Here is a 14,362-nt window from a genome sequence, read left to right as displayed (position 1 = left end):
CCCCGGCGATGCATCTGTTCCTCGACCTGGGCAACACCCGCCTGAAATGGGCGTTGGCCTCGGCCGCCTTCGACTGGCATCGGCAAGGCCATGCCACGCCGGACCAACTGGACACGCTGTTCGATACCCTGCGCGCGCTCGACGCGCCGGTCGCCGTGCACGGCTGCTGTGTCGGCGCCGAGGCGTTGAAGCAGGCGTTGCAGGCGTTCTGCCAGGCCACCTGGCAGCGCGACGTCGACTGGCTGGCCCCCAGCGCCGAAGCGCTCGGCGTGACCAATCGCTATCGCCGGCTGGCGCAGCAGGGGCCGGATCGCTGGGCCGCCGTGCTCGGCGCCCGCGCCCGATATCCCGACCGCGCGCTGGTGGTGGCCAGCGCCGGCACCGCCCTCACGGTGGATGGCCTGACCGCGGACGGCACCTTCCTGGGTGGCATGATCCTGCCCGGCTATCGCATGATGAAGGCTTCGCTGTCGAGCGGCACCGCGCGGCTGCCTTTGGCCGACGGGCACTTCCACGACTTCCCCACCTCGACCGAGGACGCCATCGAAACCGGCGTGCTCACCGCGTTGGCCAGCAGCGTGGCCGCGCTGTTCGACCGGCTGGTGATGCGCGGCGAAGACCCGCTGGTGCTGTTGGCCGGCGGCGACGCACCGCTGCTGGCCGAGCGCCTGGGGCGGCCGTATTGCGTGTCGCACGATCTCGTCCTGCAAGGGCTCGCCGCCCTCGCCTTCTCTTCTGGAGAACCCGCGCCATGAAATGGCTCGCCGTGCTGCTGTTGCTGGCCAACGCCGCCTTCTTCGCCTACGACCGCCTGCAACCGCCCGAGGTCCAGGCGGTGGTGGTGGCGCCGGAGGTCAAGGCGGACCAGGTGCGCATCGTCGCCGCCGGCCAGGTGACGCCGGTGCCCGCGCCGACGCCCACTCCGACCACGGCATCCGACACGCACGCGGCGTCGACGCCGGCCGCTCCCACGCCGACCACGGTGGCCGCCGCCGGCTCGCGCGTCTGCCTGCGCTGGATCGTGCCTTCGCCCGATCAGGCCGAGATCGCCGGCAGCCGCCTGCGCGCGCTGGGGGTCACCGTGCAGACGCTGCACAGCGCCGAGCAGGCCAAGGTGTGGGTCTACATTCCGCCACAGGCCTCGCTGGAGGATGCGAAGAAGAAGGCAGCGGAACTGGAAGCGCTGGGTATCGAGGACTACTTCGTGGTGAACAACGGCGGCCGCTGGCAGAACGCCGTGTCGCTCGGCGTGTATTCGACCCGCGAAGCGGCGGACCGGCGGCTGACCACCCTGCGCGAACAGGGCGTGCGCTCGGCGGTGGTGCGCGATCGCGACGACACGCTGCGCCCCGCCAGCTTCCTGCTGCGCGACGTGACCGAGGCGCAGCGCGCCGCGCTGAACCGCGCCAACGCCCAGCTGCGCGGCGCGCAGTTGAGCGAAACCGGCTGCTGAAACACATCGACCTTCAACCGGGTGGCTGAAGGTCGATTCGGCACGACGTTTTTCCGGGCTGACGCCGACACCCGGTCGGCGATGCAGAAGGAATGCGGCTTCAGCGACGCGCCGGACGCGCCTTGCCGCCGCTGCGGGCATAGTCGCCCGCCTCGGGCACCCCCTGGTCGGCCACGGCGATGGAGAACAACGGCTGCACCTGGACAATGGTCAGCGTGCCGGCCAGCTCCTCCGGCTGCCCCATGCGCAGCATGTCGCCCTCCACCAGCCCATCCACCGGCAGCGCGCCGGGCTTGAGACGATAGCGCTGCAAGCGGTCGCCCGGCATCAGGCCGGACAGGCTGCCCGCATCCAGATAGGCCTGGCCGCGCTCCACCCGCACCACGCGCGTCGAGAACGGCAGGCACGACAGTTGTTCCAGCGCGGTCTTGGCCATTGCATCCACCTGGCGTGCCACCAGCGCGCCGTAATCGGTGGCGTAGAAGCTGCCGCTGCCGAACTGGTCGTCGGTGGCGAAGGTGACGCTACCGCCGGTGCTGGCGTCGAAACGACGGCGTTCGATCAGCGCGCCGGACACGCCGTCGAACAGCAGCAGCTCCACGTCGAAGCGCCGCAGTTTCGGCACGGCCTTGATACCTGGCACGAAGAAGTCGATCAGCGGAATCGCCAGCGACGCCTTGCGCTCGCCCTGCTTCACGTCGTTGGCGCCCAGCGAATAGGTGTAGCGCTCGCCTTCGGCGCGGGTGTCGTTGACCACGCCGGACACCACGAACTGCACGCCCTGGCGCCGCGCCATGCGTCGCACATGGTCCGGCTGCTGGCGCAGGTCGGACAGGCCGGGGTCGACGGTGAACGGAATGTCGTTGGCGCCGCGTTGCGAGAACAGCCCCAGCTGGCTCAGGCGATTGGTCAACGCGTCCTGCAAGCCGATCTGGAACTGGCCGATGTCGCTGACCTGGCTGGGCTGGCGCACGCTGAACGGGGTGACCAGCACCTTGCGCTTGTAGGGATCGTTGCAGCCCTGCGCCACCTGCACCTGGGGCGACGACGCGGGCGCCGCCATCGGCGCGGCGGACACGGCCGCGGTGGCCACGGGCTGGGCCGGCGCTGCGGCCGCGACCGGCTTGGGCGGCGGCGCGAAGCTGGGGTCGATCTCGATGTGGTACAGGCCGTTGCCCTGCCATTCGCGCAGGATGCGATAGCTGGTGGGCAGGCCGCCGCTGCGCAGCTGGCCACTTTGCGCCAGCCGGCCGCTGTCGCTCTGGTCGATCGCGTAGACCTGCACGCCATTGGCCATCGAGGCATTGGCCAATGCGTCGTCCAACGCCTGCTGGCGTGCGTCGCCGCCAGCCGACAGCGGCGCCACGCCGATCACCGGCTCGGCCAGGACCGGCAGCGCCGCCAGCAGGACGGCTCCGAGCGAAAGACGAAAATGCGGCTTCATTCGGCGTAGTAGAAGTTGGCGGCGGCGCGCTTGGACAACGCGGGCGTCGGCTGCGGCGCGGCCGCGGCGGCCGCGGCGACGGCCGAGCCGGGTGCGGCTTGCAGCGGCGCGACCTGCACTTCGGCACCGGCCGCGGCGGGCGGTGGCACCGCCACCGGCGGCGGCAAGGCGCTCGGATCGCCACCGGCCAGCGCCTGCAGGAAGGCCGGCGCCAGCGTCAATTCCAGCGTGGTTTCGAAGGCGCCGTCGGCCAGCTCGCGGCTGGACACCACGCGCGCACCGCGCAGATAGCCTTCGACGAAGGCGCGCAGGCCATCGTTCTGCAAGGTCAGCATCGCCACCGTGCTCTGGCTGGAGATACGCACGCCCTGGATGGTTTCCATCAGGCCGCGATAGGCGTCGAGCTTGGATGCCCGCATCGCCAGCAGGCGTTTCTGCGCGGCAGAGAGCTCCTTGCCGGCGGGCGGCGCGCCGTAGCCGACGGCGGTGATCACCTGGGGCAGGACCACCGGCGGCACCGGCGTATCGGCGGTGACCTGCTGCCGGAAGGGGTTGGCGCAGGCGGCCAGCGCAAGGCAGACGACAAGGGCCAGAAGACGCGGATTCATCATGATGGGAAGGCGTGCTGCGAATGCGGCTAGTCTAGAGCATGTTCCGGCTCCAGGGCGATTCGGCCTTCCAGCACGAGCGGCACGCCAACGAACTGTCGCGCCATCGGGCAGCCGACCTCCCGCCCGAGCCGCGCCTACGCCGCCCGCACGCGGAACACCAGATCCCACACGCCGTGACCCAGGCGCAGGCCGCGATCCTCGAACTTGGTCAGCGGCCGGTAGTCGGGGCGCGGCGCATAGTCGGGCGCGGTGTTTTCCAGCAGCGGCTCGGCGGACAGCACCTCCAGCATCTGGATGGCGTAGTCCTCCCAGTCGGTCGCCAGGTGCAGGTAACCGCCGGGCGCGATGCGCGATACCAGCAGTTTGACGAATTGCGGCTGCACCAGCCGGCGCTTGTTGTGGCGCTTCTTGTGCCACGGATCGGGGAAGAAGATATGGGCGCCGGCCAGCGATGCCGGCGACAGCATGTGTTGCAGCACCTCCACGGCGTCGTGCTGGACGATGCGCAGGTTGGTCAGCGCCTGTTCACCGATCAGCTTGAGCAGGCTGCCGACGCCGGGCGTATGGACTTCGACGCCGAGGAAGTTGGTCTGTGGCGCCTGTGCGGCGATCTGGGCGGTGGCGCCGCCCATGCCGAAGCCGATCTCCAGGATGGTGGGCGCGGCGCGGCCGAAGGCGGCATCCAGATCGAGCGACTGGGCCGCGTAGGGCAGCAGGAATTGCGGGCCGAAATCGGCCAGGGCGCGCTCCTGTCCCTTGGACAGATGCCCCTGGCGCAGCACGAAGCTGCGGATACGGCGGGTATGTTGCGGGTTTTCCATCGTCACAACCAGTCAGATCCAAACGAAAGCGCCGCAGACGGCTGCGGCGCTCGGTGAGGGCATATTCTAGAGCCTGTTCAAAGTCTTTTCACCACAGCGAAAAGACTTTGAACAGGCTCTAAGCGTCGATCGGGCCGCGAGGCAGCCCTGACGGGCCGGATGGTGGCACGCCCAGGCGTGGGAAGCCAGCGGTGACGACTCAGGCAATATCCAGCGCGTAGTAGCGAAACACTTCGTCCAGGCGATAGCCCAGCGATTCATACAGCGCCTGCGCCTGCTTGTTGGTGTGCGCGGTGGACAGCTCCAGCCGGTTGGCGCCGCTGTGCTGCGCGTGCTCCTCGGCCTTGGCCATCAGTTGGCGCGCCACGCCCTGGCTGCGATGCGCGGCGGCCACGAACAGGTCGTTGAGCAGCCAGATGCGCGACATGCGCAGCGAGCAGAACAGCGGGTAGAGCTGGAGCAGGCCGACGGGCTCGCCGTCCAGCTCGGCCAGCAGGATCACCGACTCGCGGTGCGCCAGCCGTTCGGCGAGGAAGGTGCGCGCGCTGCCGGGGTCGGAATATTGGCCGTAGAACACGCGGTAGGCGTCGAACAACGGCACCAGGGCATCGAGATCGTAGAGGCTGGCGTAACGGACAGAGACACGCATGGTATTGCCTGGATAGCTGGAAATACATGGGCGGCGGGGCCCCGGCCCCGCCCCGGAACGACTACTTGCTGGCGATCATGCCCGTCACCGGGCTGGATGGATCGGCACTGTAGAGCTTGCGCGGCATGCGGCCGGCCAGGAACGCCTCGCGCCCGGCCTCCACCGCCAGCTTCATCGCCCGCGCCATGCGCACCGGATCCTTGGCGCCGGCGATGGCTGTATTCATCAACACCCCGGCGCAGCCCAGCTCCATGCCGATGGCAGCATCGCTGGCGGTGCCGACGCCGGCATCCACCAGCACCGGCACCTTGGCGTTCTCGATGATCAGCCGCAGGTTCCACGGGTTGAGGATGCCCATGCCCGAGCCGATCAGGCTGGCCAGCGGCATCACCGCGCAGCAGCCGATGTTCTCCAGTTCCTTGGCGATGATGGGATCGTCCGAGGTGTAGACCATCACGTCGAAGCCATCCTTGACCAGGATTTCCGCAGCCTTCAGCGTTTCCAGCACGTTGGGGTACAGCGTGGTGGAATCGCCCAGCACTTCCAGCTTGACCAGCTTGTGCCCGTCCAGCAGCTCGCGCGCCAGGCGCAGCGTACGCACGGCATCGTCGGCGCTGTAGCAGCCGGCGGTATTGGGCAGGTAGGTGAATTGCGATGGCGGCAGGTAATCCAGCAGGCTGGGCTCGCCAGCGGTCTGGCCGATGTTCACGCGGCGGATCGCCACGGTGACGATCTCGGCGCCGGACGCATCGATGGCGCGGCGGGTCTCGTCGAAATCCTTGTACTTGCCGGTGCCGACCAACAGGCGGGAGGAATAGGTTTTTCCTGCGATCTGGAAGCTATCGGTGGTCATGGGCAAGTACTCGCTGAAAACGGGGGGTGAATGGGAGGGCGGAACGGATTCAGCCGCCGCCGACGGCGACCACGATCTCCAGGGTATCGCCATCGGCAAGCTGGGTATCGGCGTGCTGACTCCTGGGTACGATCTCGCCGTTCAGTTCGACGGCAAGGCGCTTGCCGGCAAAACCGAGCTGTTCGACGAGATGGGTGAGGGAAAGCGGAGCGGCGAATGCCTGGGTGTTGCCATTGATGGAGAGCTGGATCACGGGCGGTCCTGCGGTGAGCTGATCGCCGTGAATTCTAGCATGGGGGCATGCGCGGCCTTTGATGCGACGCAGAGTGGCGTGCATCAGTTTGCGAATCACCGGCGGGACGGATCAGGTTCGGGTGCGGTGGATGCGGTACACCGCCGGCAACTGGCGCAACCGCTTCATCACCTGCGCCAGATGCACCCGGTCCTGTACCTGGAGGGTGAACTGGATCTGCATGTAGCGCTCGTCGCCGCTCTGCTCGTGGGTGGCCACCGAGGCGATGTTGGCGTCGGCCTCGGCGATGGTGGCGGCGATGGCGGCGAGCGCGCCGCGCTCGTTGGCCGCCAGCACGCGGATCGGCACGTCGAACATGCGCGCCACCAGCGGATCCCACTCCACGTCGATCAGCTTGTCCGAATCGACACGCCCGCCGGACAGCAGCGGGCAGTCGTGAGTGTGGATCACCAGCCCCTGGTCCTTCTTGAAGAAGCCGATGATGGGATCGCCCGGGATCGGGTTGCAGCAACGGGCGAACTGGATCGCCATGCCCTCGGTGCCGCGGATAGTCACGGCGTTCGGCCGCTTGCCCGGCGTCGGCTCCTCGAACCACTGGCCGGACAATTGCAGCATGCGCTTGGCCATCACCAGCGGCAGCCGCTTGCCCAGCCCGATTTCGGACAGCGCCTCGTCGCGGCTGCGCACGTTGTTTTCCTTGAGCCAGCGCTCCCAGATCTCGTCGCCGGGCGGCTGGGCGATCGGCACCAGCGACGAAATGCTCTGCGCCAGCAGGCGGTCGCCCAGCAACACCGATTCCTCGAAGCGCATGGTCTTGAGGAAATGCCGGATATGGCTGCGCGCCTTGCCGGTGGTGACGAAGGTCAGCCAGCTGGGGTTGGGCTTGGCGTGCGCCGCGGTGACGATCTCCACCTGATCGCCGTTCTTCAGCTTGGTGCGCAGCGGCACCAGCTCGTGGTTCACCTTGGCGGCGATGCAGCGGTTGCCGATGTCGGTGTGCACCGCGTAGGCGAAATCGACACAGGTGGCGCCGTTGGGCAGGCTGAGGATCTTGCCCTTGGGCGTGAAGACATAGACCTCGTCGGGGAACAGGTCGACCTTGAGGTGTTCCAGGAACTCCACCGCGTCGCCGGATTCGGCCTGCAACTCCAGCAGCGATTGCAGCCACTGGTGGGTCTTCTGCTGCACGTCGGAGAAGCTCTCGTCGCCCGACTTGTACATCCAGTGGCTGGCCACGCCGGCATCGGCGATGCGGTGCATCTCGTGGGTGCGGATCTGTACCTCGATCGGGGTGCCATAGGGGCCGAACAGCGTGGTGTGCAGCGACTGGTAGCCATTCGACTTGGGAATGGCGATGTAGTCCTTGAACTTGCCGGCGATGGGCTTGAACAGGCTGTGCAGCGCGCCCACCGCCAGGTAACAGGTCGGCACATCCTTGACCAACACCCGGAAGCCGTAGATGTCGAACACCTCGGAGAAGCTCAGGTGTTTTTCCAGCATCTTGCGATAGATGCTGAACAGGTTCTTCTCGCGGCCGGAGACCACGGCGTCGATGCCGGCCTCGATCAGCTTGAGGCGGATGCCGTCCAGGATCTTGCCGACCACTTCGCGGCGGTTGCCGCGCGCGGCGCGCAATGCCTTGGACAGCACGTCGTAGCGCCGCGGATGCAGGTACTTGAACGACAGGTCGTCCAGTTCCTGGTAGATGCTGTTCAGGCCGATGCGGTTGGCGATCGGCGCATAGATCTCCATGGTCTCGCGGGCAATGCGCTTCTGCTTGTCCTCGCGCATCGCTTCCATGGTGCGCATGTTGTGCAGGCGGTCGGCCAGCTTGATCAGGATCACCCGCAGATCGCGCGCCATCGCCAGCAGCATCTTGCGGAAGTTCTCCGCCTGCGCTTCTTCCTTGCTTTGGAATTCGAGCTTGTCGATCTTGCTCATGCCATCGACAAGCTCGGCGACATGCCGGCCGAATTTCTCGGTCAGCTCCAGCTTGGAGACGCCGGTGTCCTCCATCACGTCGTGCAACAGGGCGGCGGCCAGCGCCTGCGCGTCCAGATGCCACGCGGTCAGGATCGACGCAACGGCCAGCGGATGGGAGATATACGGATCGCCGGTGCGGCGCATCTGGCCGCGGTGCGCGGCCTCGGAGAACTTGAACGCCCCGGCGAGGAACAGGCGATCCTCGGGGCGCAGGTAGGCGGTGTCATGGGTGAGGAACCGGTTGGCCGCATCCAGCACCCCCGGCGCGGAACCGGCGAGTTCCGGCACGTCGGCCGCGGCAAGCACCACCGGTTCCATGACGTTCACCTGTTGGCGATCAGGCCCGGTTGCGGGTCAGGATGTCGCGGCTGACCAGGCCGGCGGCCACTTCGCGCAGCGCCAGCACGGTCGGCTTGTCGCGGCCGGGTGCGTCCACCTGCGGCGTGGAGCCGTTGGCGATCTGGCGGGCGCGATAGGCGGCGGCCAGGGTCAGGTCGAAACGGTTTTGGATATTGGGCAGACAATCGTCTACGGTCACGCGAGCCATGCTGGATTCCTTTTCAAAACGGTCGCGCGTACGCGGTGAGCGCACGCGCCTCGAGAGATTGTAACAGAAGCGGTTTCAGGCCTTCAGGTCCGCCAGCAACGCCCCGTGACGGATGCGCTGGGTGCGCACCCGCAGGCGCTCGGCGCGCACCACGGCGACGATGTCGCGCACGGCCTCGTCGATGTGCTCGTTCACCACGACATAGTCGGCTTCGTCGAAATGGCTCATTTCCTCGCGCGCGGCGGCCATGCGCTGGGCGATGACCTCGTCGCTGTCCTTGCCGCGGCTGCGCAGGCGCTGCTCCAGCGCGTCGATCGACGGCGGCAGCACGAAGATTCCGACCGAATCCGGGAAGATGCGCTTGACCTGCTGCGCGCCCTGCCAGTCGATCTCCAGCAGGATGTCGCGGCCGTTGTCGATCACCGATTCGATCCAGCGGCGCGAGGTGCCGTAATAGTTGCCATAGACCAGCGCGTGCTCCAGCAGGTCGGCCGCGGCGATCATCGCCTCGAACTCGGCGCGGTCGATGAAGTGGTAATCCTTGCCGTGCACTTCGCCGGTACGCGGCGCGCGCGTGGTGAAGGAAATCGACAACTGCACGTTCTGGTCGGCAGCCAGCAGCGCCGCGACCAGCGTGGTTTTACCGGCGCCCGAGGGCGCGGTGACCACGAAGATATTTCCTCTCGCCATCACGAAAATCCGTAAGAAAACTACACGCAGGGTAGCACATGATCGGTGCGTGAAAACAGTACCGGCCCGAAGCGGTGCGGGCCGGGGAAAACCTCAAGAAAAAAGGGGCGTTGCCGCCCCTTTTGCCGACGATGGCGGCGATCAGCCTTGCAGCAGTTGCAGCACCTGCTGCGGCAGCTGGTTGGCCTGCGACAGCATCGCGGTACCGGCCTGTTGCAGGATCTGCCCACGGGTCAGGCTGGCGGTTTCCTTGGCAAAGTCGGTGTCCTGGATGCGGCTGCGCGCGGCGGACAGGTTTTCCGACGTGGTTGCCAGGTTGGCGATGGTCGAGGAGAACCGGCTTTGCAACGCGCCGAACTGGGCACGCAGGTCGCTGACGGAGGTCAGCGCGTCGTCGACGATGCGCAGCGCCTGGGTCGCCTTTTCCACGCTGCTCACTTCCAGCTTTTCCACCGTCTTCAGTTGCGCCTGGTTGGTCGTGCCGGAGGCGAACACCGCGTTGTTGGTGGTGGCGGAGAACATCACGCCGGACGCGAAGCCCGCGCCGCTGGTGGTCACCGAGAACGATTCGGACGAGTTGAGCACCACCTGGCCGGCGAAGGCCACCGAGCCGCTGCCCCCGGCGCTGAACACCGAGCCGCTGGTCATGAACTGGGCCGAGCCGGTGGACGCCACCGGGTCGAAGTTCCACGCGGTGATCGAACCACCGAAGCCGCTGGCCACGCCGCTGGCCGAACTCAGCACGATGTTGGAGCCATCCTCGGCCGTCAGCTTGATGCCGTAGGTCACGGTGCCGCTGGCATCCTGGAAGGTATCGATCTGCGCGGTCACGCCGGTCTGCGCGGATTTCTGGTTGAACGCGCTGATCGCCTGCTCGTATTCCTCGGCATCGATCTGGCCGTTGCTGTTGGCGTCGTCCACTTCGAACGACACCGACTGGAAGGTTTCGCTCTTGGAACCGACCACCAGGTTGAAGCTGCCGCTGCCCAGCGACACCGTGGTCTCGGTACGGGCGGTGGCCTTCACGCCGACGCCGGCCTGATTGATCTTGGCCGCGATGTCGCGCGCCATGTCGGAGCCGGTGACCGACACGCTGACGCCGTTGATGCTGAAAGTGCCCGCGCTGGTCACCGCGGCGCCGGACACGTTCACCGTGCCGGTGGCGCCGGCCGCGTAGGTGGTCGAGCCGGTGACATAGTTGCTGATGGTCTTGGCGCCGGTACCGTTGCCGTTACCGGTCTGGTAGGTGCCGTACTGCGTGGTGCGCAGGTTGGCGGTGGTGGCGGTGATGGTTTCGTTGGCATTGGCGCCCACCTGGTAGGTGGCGGCGGTGAAGGTGCCGTCGAACAGTTTCTGACCGTTGAACTGGGTAGTGATCGCGGTGCGGTCGAGTTCGGAGGTCAGTTGCGCTACTTCGGCGTTGATCGCCTCGCGGTCGCTGTTGCTGAGGGTGGCATTGCCGGCCTGCACCGCCAGTTCGCGGATGCGTTGCAGCATGTCGCCCATCTGGGACAACGCGCCTTCGGCAGTCTGCGCCAGCGAGATGCCGTCGTTGGCATTGCGCTGCGCCTGATCCGAACCGCGGATCTGCGAGGTCATGCGCTGGGAGATCGCCAGACCGGCGGCATCATCCTTGGCGCTGTTGATACGCAGACCGGACGACAGCCGTTGCAACGACGTGTTCAGGTCGTTCTGCGAGGTGTTCAGATTGCGCTGAGCATTCAGCGACGGAACGTTGGTGTTGATGACTTGCATCGCTCATTCTCCTTGACGCACTGGCGGCAGACCGAGGCCCGCGTCGCCCGATTGGCGTCGAACCTGGCGGCGGCACCCGGGGTGCCATTCCCTGCTGAAAGGATTAGCAAATCCCATGCCAAGCACGTAAAGGAGAATTGAGCGGAAATTGCCGGGCTGGACCGGGGGTTACGGCAGCTTTGGCACATCGCGGCGGCAAGTTTTGCCGGTGCTGCGATTCGGGAGGACCGATGGCGGAAGGAATCCCGGCAGAGGGCCAGCCGGGCGGCGGGGTGACCGGGGCCGCGTTCGGCGGCCCCGCGGCAAGACTATTCGATGTTCTGGATCTGCTCGCGCATCTGCTCGATCAACACCTTCAGTTCGATCGACGCGCGGCTGGTGTCCACCGACACCGATTTCGACCCCAGCGTGTTCGCCTCGCGGTTGAGTTCCTGCATCAGGAAATCGAGCCGCTTGCCGACCGCGCCGCCCTTGTCGAGGATGCGGCGGATCTCCGAGAAATGCGCCCCCAGGCGCGACAGTTCCTCGTCCACGTCGATCTTCTGGGCGAACACCACGATCTCCTGGCGCACCCGGTCGTCGTCCTGGGTGCCGAGCGCTTCGAGGAAGCGCGCCTTCATCCGCTCCTCGTACTCGGCCACCAGTTCCGGCACGCGCGGCTTCACCGCGGCGACGATGGCCTCCATGCCGGCGATGCGCTCCAGCAGGTGCGCCTTGAGCTTGTCGCCTTCACGGCTGCGGCTGGCGCCGAGTTCGGCGATGGCCGCGTCGAGCAATTGCAACGCGGCCTCGCCCAGCGCCTCGCCGCCGGGTGCCACCTGGCTCAGTACGCCGGGCCAGCGCAGCAGTTCGCCCAGGCGGACGTCGCCGCCGTCGGGCACCAGCGCCTTGGCCTGGCCGACCACGGCGACCAGCTGTTGCAGCAGCGCCTGGTTCAGCACCAGTTGCGCGGCGCTGGCGGCCTGGGCGTTGAAGCCCACCCGGCACTCCACCTTGCCGCGGGTGATCTTGCCGGCGATGCGTTCGCGCAACGCGCCTTCGTGCGCGCGCAATTCCTCGGGCAGGCGCACCGTCAGGTCGAGATAGCGATGGTTGACCGCGCGCAGTTCCAGGTTGAGCGTGCCTTCGGGCAGTTCGCGCTGCACGGCGGCAAAGCCGGTCATGCTGTAGATCATGGACACTCCTCACGTTCGGCCGCATCCGGCCTGCCCCACGACGGGGCAGTGGCGGCGCGCATTCATAGATATATAGTGGCGACGCGCATGACGTCCGCATCGCGCGGCCCGCCGTCGGCCCGTGCCGACCGTCGCCCGGTTCGGCGGCGCCCGGGCCGGAGCCGCGCTTTACTTTTGGTCAGGGCTGTATCCACAATGCCCTGAAAAGCTCACCAGTATAATCAATCCCCCCGATGGCGACCCCTAGCAATCAACCGCTGGCTCGCGGCTACCAGTTGCAGAACTACACGATCGCCAAGCTGCTTTCCGCAGGCGGCTTCAGCATCGTCTACCTGGCCCACGACGAGAACGACTACCCCGTTGCGGTCAAGGAATACCTGCCCAACTCGCTGGTACTGCGCCAGGAAGGCTCCCAGGTGATGGCCACCAGCGACGAGAACCTCGCGCTGTTCCGCCATGGCCTGAAGTGCTTCTTCGAGGAAGGCAAGACGCTGGCGCACATCCAGCATCCGAACATCGTGCGCGTGCTCAATTTCTTCCGTGCCAACGACACCGTCTACATGGTGATGGAGTACGAACGCGGCCGCACGCTGCAAAAGGAGATCCAGCTCAAGCACACCCGCGAGGGCGTCGACGAGAAGCTGATCCGCCACGTGTTCTATCACCTGCTGAACGGCCTGCGCGAAGTGCACCTCAACAAGCTGCTGCACCTCGACATCAAGCCCGCCAACATCTATATCCGCCGCGACGGCTCGCCGGTGCTGCTGGATTTCGGCTCGGCGCGCCAGACGCTGACCAGCGAGCACGCCCGCCTCACCCCGATGTACACCCCCGGCTTCGCCGCGCCCGAGCAGTACCAGAAGAAGGAAGGGCTGGGGCCGTGGACCGACATTTACGGCGTCGGCGCATCGATCTACGCCTGCCTTGCGGGCACCGCCCCGCCGCCGGCCGACCAGCGCCAGAAGGAAGACAAGCTGCCCGACGTGGTCGAGCGCTGGGGCGACCGCTATTCGCCCGAGCTGCTGGAGATCGTGCGCCAGTGCCTGCTGCTGGAGCCCACCAGCCGGCCGCAGAGCGTGCACCAGTTGCAGAAGATGCTGCTCGAACCCGCCTCGCCGCCGGCCAAGCGCTCCGGCCTGATCAGAACCCTGCGTCGCACCTGGCAGAGCATCACCGCCAAACCCTCCCGAGTGAACGAATGAAATTCACCATCTTCCAGGAAAGCCGCCAGGGCGGCCGCAAGTACAACCAGGACCGCATGGGCTACTCCTACAGCCGCGATGCGTTGCTGCTGGTGGTGGCCGACGGCATGGGCGGGCACCTGCACGGCGAGGTGGCCGCGCAGATCGCGGTCGAGCTGCTGACCGACCAGTTCCAGAAGAAGGCCGAGCCCGCGCTGTCCAACCCGTCGCAGTTCCTGCTCGACGCGCTGCAACGCTGCCACGAAGCGATCTACCACTACGCCGCCAACCACCAGATGGTGGAAGTGCCGCGCACCACCTGTGTCGCCTGCGTGGTGCAGGACGGCGTGGCCTACTGGGCGCACGTCGGCGATTCCCGGCTCTACCTGCTGCGTCAGCGGCGCGTGGCCGCGCAGACCCGCGACCACTCCAAGGTGCGCAAGCTGGTCGAGGCCGGCGAGATCACCGAGGAGGAAGCGCGCACCCACCACGAGAAGAACAAGATCTACTCCTGCCTGGGCGGCTCCTACCCGCCCGAGATCGACCTCGGCGGCAAGATCGCGCTGGCTGACGGCGACACGCTGCTGCTGTGCACCGATGGTTTCTGGGGCTCGCTCGACGAGGAAGAGATCACCCAGTTCCTGGGCTCGTTCCCGGTGCTGTTCGCCATCCCGCAACTGCTGGACCGCGCCGAACTGCGCGGCGGCAAGTTCGGCGACAACCTCACCGCGCTGGCGATCAACTGGCACGACGAGGACGAGCCCGAGGACGACGACGCCTTCGTCTCGACCCAGAAGCTGGACCAGAACACCATCACCACCCACATCGATCCGATCGAACCCAAGCAGCGCGGCGGCGAAATCACCGAGGACGACATCGAGCGCGCCATCGCCGAAATCCAGGCCGCGATCTCCAAATACTCCAAGTAACCGGCACTCCGTCGGCCT

The 14,362-nt window shown here is 66.8% G+C and carries 15 protein-coding genes; 4 read left to right on the top strand and 11 right to left on the bottom strand.

What is annotated here, in order from left to right; translation table 11 throughout:
- Window positions 1–8 precede the first annotated feature (8 nt).
- The gene (locus tag C556_RS0105460; RefSeq protein ID WP_018747225.1) at window positions 9–755 is read left to right on the top strand and encodes a type III pantothenate kinase; all 747 of its coding nucleotides are present in this window, start codon (window positions 9–11) and stop codon (window positions 753–755) included.
- Window positions 752–1,453, top strand: a complete 702-nt coding sequence (locus C556_RS21480) for an SPOR domain-containing protein (RefSeq protein ID WP_018747224.1) — start codon at window positions 752–754, stop codon at window positions 1,451–1,453. Before C556_RS0105460 ends, C556_RS21480 begins: the two co-directional genes overlap by 4 nt.
- A 100-nt stretch (window positions 1,454–1,553) precedes the next feature.
- Here C556_RS21480 and C556_RS0105450 read toward each other — a convergent pair whose 3' ends face one another.
- The 11 genes from C556_RS0105450 to C556_RS0105400 form a co-directional block, all read right to left on the bottom strand.
- Window positions 1,554–2,897 carry a flagella assembly protein FlgT middle domain-containing protein gene (locus C556_RS0105450; protein ID WP_018747223.1) on the bottom strand — a complete coding sequence of 448 codons (1,344 nt, stop codon included), beginning with the start codon at window positions 2,895–2,897 and terminating at the stop codon, window positions 1,554–1,556.
- Window positions 2,894–3,508, bottom strand: a complete 615-nt coding sequence (locus tag C556_RS19435) for an LPP20 family lipoprotein (RefSeq protein WP_018747222.1) — start codon at window positions 3,506–3,508, stop codon at window positions 2,894–2,896. Before C556_RS19435 ends, C556_RS0105450 begins: the two co-directional genes overlap by 4 nt.
- A 134-nt stretch (window positions 3,509–3,642) precedes the next feature.
- Window positions 3,643–4,329 (bottom strand): tRNA (guanosine(46)-N7)-methyltransferase TrmB, encoded by a 687-nt coding sequence (trmB, locus tag C556_RS0105440; protein WP_018747221.1) that lies wholly within the window; start codon window positions 4,327–4,329, stop codon window positions 3,643–3,645.
- A gap of 199 nt (window positions 4,330–4,528) precedes the next feature.
- The gene (locus C556_RS0105435) at window positions 4,529–4,978 is read right to left on the bottom strand and encodes a GNAT family N-acetyltransferase (protein ID WP_018747220.1); all 450 of its coding nucleotides are present in this window, start codon (window positions 4,976–4,978) and stop codon (window positions 4,529–4,531) included.
- 61 nt (window positions 4,979–5,039) lie between these two features.
- A complete protein-coding gene (locus tag C556_RS0105430) occupies window positions 5,040–5,831 on the bottom strand; it encodes a thiazole synthase (protein WP_018747219.1) in 792 nt (263 codons plus the stop codon).
- A 49-nt stretch (window positions 5,832–5,880) separates the two neighbouring features.
- Entirely contained in the window at window positions 5,881–6,084 is a 204-nt protein-coding gene (gene thiS, locus C556_RS0105425) for a sulfur carrier protein ThiS (RefSeq protein WP_018747218.1), read from the bottom strand.
- 111 nt (window positions 6,085–6,195) lie between these two features.
- Window positions 6,196–8,385, bottom strand: coding sequence for a RelA/SpoT family protein (locus tag C556_RS0105420; protein WP_018747217.1), 2,190 nt, complete (start codon window positions 8,383–8,385; stop codon window positions 6,196–6,198).
- Window positions 8,386–8,404: 19 nt separating this feature from the next.
- Window positions 8,405–8,614: a DNA-directed RNA polymerase subunit omega gene (gene rpoZ / locus C556_RS0105415; RefSeq protein ID WP_018747216.1), complete on the bottom strand. Its 210-nt coding sequence runs from the start codon at window positions 8,612–8,614 to the stop codon at window positions 8,405–8,407.
- A 75-nt stretch (window positions 8,615–8,689) separates the two neighbouring features.
- Window positions 8,690–9,304 carry a guanylate kinase gene (gene gmk, locus C556_RS0105410; RefSeq protein ID WP_026262831.1) on the bottom strand — a complete coding sequence of 205 codons (615 nt, stop codon included), beginning with the start codon at window positions 9,302–9,304 and terminating at the stop codon, window positions 8,690–8,692.
- 141 nt (window positions 9,305–9,445) lie between these two features.
- Window positions 9,446–11,059 carry a flagellin N-terminal helical domain-containing protein gene (locus C556_RS24045; RefSeq protein ID WP_018747214.1) on the bottom strand — a complete coding sequence of 538 codons (1,614 nt, stop codon included), beginning with the start codon at window positions 11,057–11,059 and terminating at the stop codon, window positions 9,446–9,448.
- A 308-nt stretch (window positions 11,060–11,367) separates the two neighbouring features.
- On the bottom strand, window positions 11,368–12,234 hold the full coding sequence (locus tag C556_RS0105400; protein WP_018747213.1) for a YicC/YloC family endoribonuclease: 867 nt from the start codon (window positions 12,232–12,234) through the stop codon (window positions 11,368–11,370).
- 233 nt (window positions 12,235–12,467) lie between these two features.
- Here C556_RS0105400 and C556_RS0105395 point away from each other — a divergent pair, with 233 nt between their 5' ends.
- On the top strand, window positions 12,468–13,436 hold the full coding sequence (locus C556_RS0105395; protein ID WP_018747212.1) for a serine/threonine protein kinase: 969 nt from the start codon (window positions 12,468–12,470) through the stop codon (window positions 13,434–13,436).
- On the top strand, window positions 13,433–14,344 hold the full coding sequence (locus C556_RS0105390) for a PP2C family protein-serine/threonine phosphatase (RefSeq protein WP_018747211.1): 912 nt from the start codon (window positions 13,433–13,435) through the stop codon (window positions 14,342–14,344). Before C556_RS0105395 ends, C556_RS0105390 begins: the two co-directional genes overlap by 4 nt.
- Window positions 14,345–14,362 lie beyond the last annotated feature (18 nt).

It is taken from the genome of Chitiniphilus shinanonensis DSM 23277, assembly GCF_000374805.1.
Classification (GTDB): domain Bacteria; phylum Pseudomonadota; class Gammaproteobacteria; order Burkholderiales; family Chitinibacteraceae; genus Chitiniphilus; species Chitiniphilus shinanonensis.
Note: the sequence above shows the minus strand (reverse complement) of the source record. Positions and strands in the feature narration are given on the sequence as shown.